Here is a 7,102-nt window from a genome sequence, read left to right as displayed (position 1 = left end):
GGACACGTTCTCGTAGAAGCCATTCCCCTACATTTATAACAATAAAAAGTCCAGTCAATTTTAAATGGTTTAATTTTTAAAGCGTCTTCAGGTATTTCATCAAATATTTTTTGTGCATCAAAAGGACCGTAATAATTACCAACTCCTGCATGGTCACGCCCTATAATTAAGTGAGTGCAACCAAAATTTTGTCTAAAAACAGCATGTAATAATGCTTCTCTAGGACCAGCGTAACGCATTTCTAGTGGGTATCCACCCATTAACACAGTGTTTTTCACAAAATATTTCTCAACTAAAACATTAATACACTTAGTTCTTATATCAGCAGGTATGTCTCCTGGTTTAAGCTTTCCAAGGAGTTGGTGTATAAACACACCATCTACAACCTCAATGGCTATCTTTGCTAAATATTCATGAGATCTGTGCATTGGATTTCTTAATTGGAGTGCTGCAATGGTTTTCCATCCCATCTCTTCAAATCTTTTTCTGCTTTCTGCGGGTCTCATATATATATCTGCAAACTCTTTGGGATAATATCCTTCGCTAAGAACTTTTACTGACCCTGAAATATTCATTTCTTTTTGTGACATTACTTTAGCTACACCGGGATGCTCTATATCTGTTGTTCTGAATACTTGTTGGCATTCAAATGTTTTATCTGTAGAGTTCATAGGATATTTTTCTTGTACTTTAATAATACCCATAACCTCTGAAGTTTCTTCATCTATTAATGCTGCTTCAGAACCTATAGGTAAACTATCGGATAAATCTTTTGTAGCTGAGAGTGTAATAGGAATTGGCCAAAAAACACCATTAGTCATCTTATAATCCAAACACACGCTTTTCCAATCATCATACCCCATAAAACCATCTAAAGGAGTAAAACCACCAATACCCATCATAATAAGATCATCTCTTTCCCTGCTATTTATGGGAATCTGTTTTAAGGTTTTAGACCTTTTTAGTTCCTCTTCTCGTTCCTTTCCTTCTATTAATAAAGGCTTAAGAACATCTGAACCATGTGGCTTAATTAAACCAGACATATATACCTCCTTTTTCTAAATTGCTAATAAAATTAAAATAGCAACAAGGTTTACTACTTTTATCATAGGATTAATTGCTGGTCCCGCTGTATCTTTTGTCGGATCACCTACGGTATCTCCTGTCACAGCTGCCTTATGTGCTTCACTACCTTTACCTCCAAAATTACCGTTCTCTATATATTTTTTAGCATTATCCCATGCTCCACCACCGCTTGTCATTGCAACTGCTAAAAAAAATCCCGTTAAAATGGCACCAATTAACATGGCTCCTAATGCTACGGGTCCAAAAAATAGATAAACAATAATTGGAGCAAAAACTGGTATTAACCCCGGGGCAACCATTTTTTTAATTGAAGCTTTTGTAACAATATCTACGCATGCTGCATAGTCAGGTTTTGCTTTTCCTTCTAAGATGCCTTTAATTTCTTTAAATTGCCTTCTTACTTCTTCCACCATAGATCCACCGGCTTGTCCAACAGCAGCCATAAGCATAGCTCCAAAGTAAAATGGTAATAATCCACCTAGTAATAAACCAACTATTACTCTTGGATTACTCAAGTCAAAATTAGTGGCTATATGTAAACCTGTTACATACTCAACAAAAAGCACCAAAGCTGCTAAAGCAGCTGATCCAATAGCAAAACCTTTTGTAACTGCTTTTGTAGTATTTCCTACTGCATCTAGCGGATCTGTTGCTTTTCTAACTGACTCATCCATTTCCGCCATTTCAGCTATCCCTCCTGCATTATCTGTGATTGGACCGAATGAATCTACCGATATGATCATTCCCGTCAAAGAAAGCATTGAGGCAACAGCAATTCCAATACCATACAGTCCTGCAAAATGATATGAAAAGTAGATAGTAAGAGCAATTACTATAGCTGGAAGAGCAGGAGCTTTATACATTACTGACATACCTTGTATTATATTTGTAGCATGTCCTGTAACACTTGCTTTTGCTATAGATTTAACCGGTCCAAAACTATAGGAAGTATAATATTCCGTAATAAGCATTATAGCACCTACCAACACCATGCCTATAACAGCTGGAATAAAAATATCTGTTTGAGAATATCCACCTAATCCATTAACAGGAATTACTTTTTTAATAATAAACCATATTGCTACAAGAGAAATAATTGCAGTTGCAACAAGCCCTCTATAAAATGCACCCATTATATATCCCGATCTACCTAACCTAACAAAAATAGTACTTATGATTCCTGCTATTGCAGCAATTGAACCAATAGCTAACGGAAAAGCTGCCGCAATACCAAGTATGCCATTTTTATCAAATATGGTATGACCTAATATCATAACTGCAACTGTGGTAACTGTAAATGTCTCAAACACGTCTGCAGCCATACCAGCACAGTCTCCTACGTTATCTCCTACATTATCAGCTATTACTGCAGGATTTCTTGGATCATCTTCTGGTATACCTGCTTCAACTTTACCTACAAGATCAGCTCCAACATCTGCCGCTTTTGTGTAAATGCCACCTCCAAGTCTTGCAAACACGCTAATTAAGCTTGTACCAAAAGCAAGTCCAATTAGTGCTTTTATTGTATGATCTACAGAGTTTCCAAGTAAATAAACGGATATATAATAAAAACCTGCAATTGCCAATAGTCCAAAACCTGTAACTAGAAAACCTGTAACAGAAGCACCTGTAAAAGATAATCTTAAAGCTTTTTTTAACCCTTCTTTTGCAATATTTGCTGTTCTAACATTGCTTTTTACGGAAACCACCATACCGATAAACCCTGCAAGCCCAGATAAAAAAGCTCCAAGCAAATATCCCATTGCTGTGAGTAGACCAAAATGGCTTGATACAGAACCCAAAGCCCATAAAATAGCAAAAATCACAATAGCAACTATTGCTATGTATTTATACTCTCTTGCTAAAAATGCATAGGCACCTTCTTGGATAGCTCTTGCTATATCCTTCATGCGTTGCGTGCCTTCTTCTTTTGACATAACTAAATAAGCACTTATAACAGCATAAATAATAGAAACCAAAGAGCTACCAAAAGCAATTAACAATATTACCTTTGCCACATCCATCCAAAAACCTCCCCTAAGTATTAATAATATTTCTTATTTGCAAAGAAAAAGTTTGGTAATCAGTACTTGCTTTCTCACAAAGCCACTGAAGCATTTTTAGATCATAATCACATGTTTTATCTGGTTGCAAAAATAAAGTATTAACAATTATACCGCTTGCAAGAAGTAACGCAATCTTTTTTTCTGGTATTATATTATTTTTAAAAAACTCATCTGCGATTATGGTTGCTGTTGCGCCAAATGGTTCTATTCTGTAGCGTGTAACATTAGAAGTTTTTATGTCTCCTAATCTGTGATGATCAATTATTTCTAATACTTCACTTTCAAATATCCCTTCTGGAGCGTTAATCGAATCAGAATGATCAATAAGTATTACCTGTCTTTTTGAATATTTTATAATATCAGTTCTTGTTATAATGCCAAGTATATTGCCAAAAGGATTTAAAACCATGATTGCACGATTTTTAGAGCTATAAACCTTTTCTTTGATGTCTTTTACAAATTCACCTTCTTGGACTGTAGATGGGTTTTTATCTGCTATAGTAAATATTGGTGCGCTCCATTCGACAAGACCAGCTGTCGCAAATGAACCATAAGAAGACAGAATAATTGCTACCTGATTTTTTTTTGCAAGATCAATAATATCCTTGGAAGGCTTCGCATTGTTTGAAATAATAAGGCATTTAACACCTATTTCTACAGCTTTTTTTTGAATATCATGCCTATTTGCTACAATTAAAATAACATTTTGTGGGTCAAAGTTTTGTATTTCTTCTAAAAAACTATCTGCGTCCATTGTACCTAAAATAACATTTGCTACAAATTCTTCATCACTAAATGGGTCATTTAAAATTTTACCATCAAGCGATTTTGCTATTAAACTAACTTTAGTCTTAATTTTTCTAAATATATCAGGTATTATGGCAGATATACTTTTTCTTGCTATATCAAGCATATCTATAGATCCACAAAATTTATTTTCTTCATCAACAATAGGTACTATTCTTAAATCTTTTTTTAGCATTAATTTAAATACATCTGTTATTGGTGCATTTTTTTCTACTGTTATAATATTTTGCGTCATTATATCACATACTTTTAGATTTAAATTTGTTATGAAATTAGGCAGAGGTGCGCCCAGGTAACTTAAAACTTTTTGTGTTTCTACATTTATGCTTCCGCTTGCACATGCAATATATTCGTTGCTATTTGATATTTTGTTTTTTAGATAAGCATATCCAATACACGAAGCTATACTATCTAAATCTGGATTTTTTCTTCCGATTACAAAAATATGTTTTGCACTCCTCATAAGTTTTCTCCTTTTTGTGACTCGCAAGCAATATTACCATAAATAATAGAATTTGTAAATTATTACCAGTCTTTATTTTTTACATTTTAAATTTTCTTGCAATTTTCATTAAGTTGTGGTTTAATTCGCTAACACAAATATTTATTTGGTGGTTTAGTGCGTACTATTAAAGACAATGCAATAATTCAATCTGCTATATTGATGCTTGGTTTTGGTGTTTTAATTGGTGTTTTGTTTCCTTTTTTCAGTGATTTTGTTTTGGCTTTGCCAAAGGAAAAAGTCTATACAGCCATATTTTTTACAGTATGCATAATTTCTGGTATAGTTGTTGGTTTAATAGGTTTTTTAATAATAAAAATAACAATCATAAAACGATTGGCAAATCTTAAAAATAAAATTGATACGATTTCAACAAATATACAAAATTACATTGAAGGAAAGATAAAATACGTTGAATCTTGTACGGATTGTTTTGTTGAAGACAACAGGGATGTATATGGTTTGGGTACAAAATACAATTTATTTATCAGCATTATTAGACAATTTTTTTGGCAGTATCAAAAAAGTGATGAATTTTATTTAAAACTCAACGAATCTTTAGAAATAAAAGAGCTAAATAGGAATTTTGCAAAATTTGTTACTGATAATTTTAATTGTTTGGGTATTGAGATTTTTAACCTTGATAGAATGGGAAATTTAAATGTAATATTCAGTTATTTATCTAGAGAGCAACTTAATGATAAGCAAAAAAAGTCCATTAAAAATATATTGGATAAAGGTCAATTGTTAAGCTTTAGAGATTCAAACATAGAAATAAGTATTGCTACATTATCTGTTAAGCCAAAAGAAGTTGTATTTTTACCCATTGAAACAAAAAAAACGAAAAATATCTAATAGCACTGTATTTTAACTCATATTTGAAACAAGATGATATAAACTTTTTCAAAAGATTAATTTATCAATATAATTTGGCACTTGACAGGTCGAGTGCGTATGAGCATATGCAAAAAATTGCTGCATTAGATGAACTTACCGGTATATACAACAGAAGGTTTGGTATGCAAAGATTAGCCGAAGATTATTCAAGGGCTAAGCGCTCTGGTAATGCTTTTTATGTAATAATGTTTGATATTGATCACTTCAAAAAAATTAACGATACTTTTGGACATCAAGCGGGTGATTATGTTTTGTATCAGATAGCTAAAACTATAAAAAGCTTATTGAGAATAGAAGATGTTTTTTTGCGATACGGTGGAGAAGAATTTGTAGCGGGTCTTATTTGCAAATTTGAAAATGTTATCGAAAAAGCAGAAACTATAAGAAAAGAAATAGAAAAACTTACTTTTTTATTTAATGACTTTGAAATAAAAGCAACAGTTTCTATCGGCATATCAAAAAGTCAACCTAGTGATTTATTAACAATTGAGTCTTTAATAAAAGAAGCGGACGAAGCATTGTACATTGCCAAAAATTCCGGAAGAAATAAAGTGTTTATTAAGCAATAAATTTTTGTCAGATATATTTAGAAATTATCGTTATTTATTTGGATATCAATTTTTTGGAGGCATTATGAAGCGTTTTTACAAACACTTTTTTAGTGTATTATTTGCTTTAGGATTGGTTTTTTATCTATCATCATGTGCAACCGTTATGAGTGGTATTGAGAATGCAAAATTGCAAACTCAAGCCAAGATGAGCAACACGATTTTTTTGACACCTGTGGGTCCAGCTCAAAAAACTATATATGTTCAAATCAGAAATACATCACAGGTACCTATGCCCGATTTAAAAAACATGATAGTTCAGAAACTTGAAGCAAACGGGTATAAGGTAATCACTGATCCACAAAAAGCTCACTACTGGTTGCAAGCTAATGTGTTATACATGGGAAAAGAAACAAAATTTGCTACATTTGATGGAGCTTTGGCAGGTGGTTTTGGCGGAGCTTTAGCTGGTGCAAGTATTGGACAAGGCTATGGTCAGGGTGCAGCAGCGCTTGGTGGTGCTGCGGTTGGATCATTGCTTGGCGCGGCTATTGGCAGTGCAATACATGTAGATACTTATCTGGGTGTTGTTGATATTCAGGTTTCAGAAAGGGGAAATGGTGTTATTAAGCAAACTGTAACTTCAAATTATTCTCAGGGTGAATCTGGTCCGGTTGTTGGCGCCACCATAACTCATAAATCAAGCGGCACCTACAATAGCAACTCAAACTATACGAAAGGCTCATACTCAAATAATTCCACAACACAAATCCAGGAAAATAAAGAAGGTACAACAGTCTCAAGTCAGTACCAGAAAGAATCAAATTATCAAGCATACAGAACAAGAATTGTTGTTGAAGCAAAACAAACAAATATGGATTTGCAAAAAGTTACGCCAGAACTTGAGAATCTCATTTCAAGCGAGATTGCAGGTATATTCTAAATATTTAGAGGCCTTTTTGGCCTCTAAAGTTTAATTGAATTTTATCAATAAAAATGCTAAAAAAATCATATGTATTATAATTTTGCATTACTGTCTTATCTTGCTTATCAAACAATTTCTCAAAAAAATATTTTAATTGTGTTAAATGACAATTTTGAAGCAAAAACTTTTTATGAATCACTAATTTTTTTTAAAGAATATTACAAAAAAGATGTATGTATAAATTTTTTTGAAGCTTACAGTATTGGTGCAC

7 protein-coding genes are annotated in these 7,102 nt (G+C 32.9%); 4 read left to right on the top strand and 3 right to left on the bottom strand.

Annotated elements, in window-relative coordinates; all coding sequences use genetic code 11:
- The 3 genes from sat to Q0C22_RS01045 all read right to left on the bottom strand — a co-directional run.
- Positions 1-1,043, bottom strand: a 1,043-nt coding sequence (gene sat / locus Q0C22_RS01055) for a sulfate adenylyltransferase (protein WP_291490238.1), incomplete at its 3' end; no start/stop codon positions are given.
- A 15-nt stretch (positions 1,044-1,058) separates the two neighbouring features.
- Positions 1,059-3,110: a sodium-translocating pyrophosphatase gene (locus Q0C22_RS01050; RefSeq protein WP_291490237.1), complete on the bottom strand. Its 2,052-nt coding sequence runs from the start codon at positions 3,108-3,110 to the stop codon at positions 1,059-1,061.
- A 13-nt stretch (positions 3,111-3,123) separates the two neighbouring features.
- A complete protein-coding gene (locus Q0C22_RS01045; RefSeq protein WP_291490236.1) occupies positions 3,124-4,422 on the bottom strand; it encodes a putative manganese-dependent inorganic diphosphatase in 1,299 nt (432 codons plus the stop codon).
- A gap of 156 nt (positions 4,423-4,578) precedes the next feature.
- On the opposite strand from Q0C22_RS01045, the gene Q0C22_RS01040 reads away from it, so the two are divergent.
- The 4 genes from Q0C22_RS01040 to Q0C22_RS01025 form a co-directional block, all read left to right on the top strand.
- Entirely contained in the window at positions 4,579-5,316 is a 738-nt protein-coding gene (locus Q0C22_RS01040; protein ID WP_291490235.1) for a hypothetical protein, read from the top strand.
- A gap of 74 nt (positions 5,317-5,390) precedes the next feature.
- Complete coding sequence (locus tag Q0C22_RS01035; RefSeq protein WP_291490234.1) at positions 5,391-5,927, top strand: GGDEF domain-containing protein; 537 nt, start codon at positions 5,391-5,393, stop codon at positions 5,925-5,927.
- A 64-nt stretch (positions 5,928-5,991) separates the two neighbouring features.
- Positions 5,992-6,849, top strand: coding sequence for a complement resistance protein TraT (locus tag Q0C22_RS01030; RefSeq protein ID WP_291490233.1), 858 nt, complete (start codon positions 5,992-5,994; stop codon positions 6,847-6,849).
- Positions 6,850-6,918: 69 nt separating this feature from the next.
- The coding region (locus tag Q0C22_RS01025) for a hypothetical protein (protein ID WP_291490232.1) at positions 6,919-7,102 on the top strand (184 nt) is incomplete at its 3' end.

The organism is Desulfurella sp., from assembly GCF_023256235.1.
Taxonomy (GTDB): domain Bacteria; phylum Campylobacterota_A; class Desulfurellia; order Desulfurellales; family Desulfurellaceae; genus Desulfurella.
This window is presented reverse-complemented; position numbering and strand designations above follow the sequence as displayed.

What these genes read in the sequence shown, in the direction of transcription:
- Q0C22_RS01030 (WP_291490233.1), top strand. Translation starts at nt 5,992, where the DNA reads ATGAAGCGTTTTTACAAACACTTTTTTAGTGTATTATTTGCTTTAGGA.
- Q0C22_RS01050 (WP_291490237.1), bottom strand. Translation starts at nt 3,110, where the DNA reads ATGGATGTGGCAAAGGTAATATTGTTAATTGCTTTTGGTAGCTCTTTG.
- Q0C22_RS01045 (WP_291490236.1), bottom strand. Translation starts at nt 4,422, where the DNA reads ATGAGGAGTGCAAAACATATTTTTGTAATCGGAAGAAAAAATCCAGAT.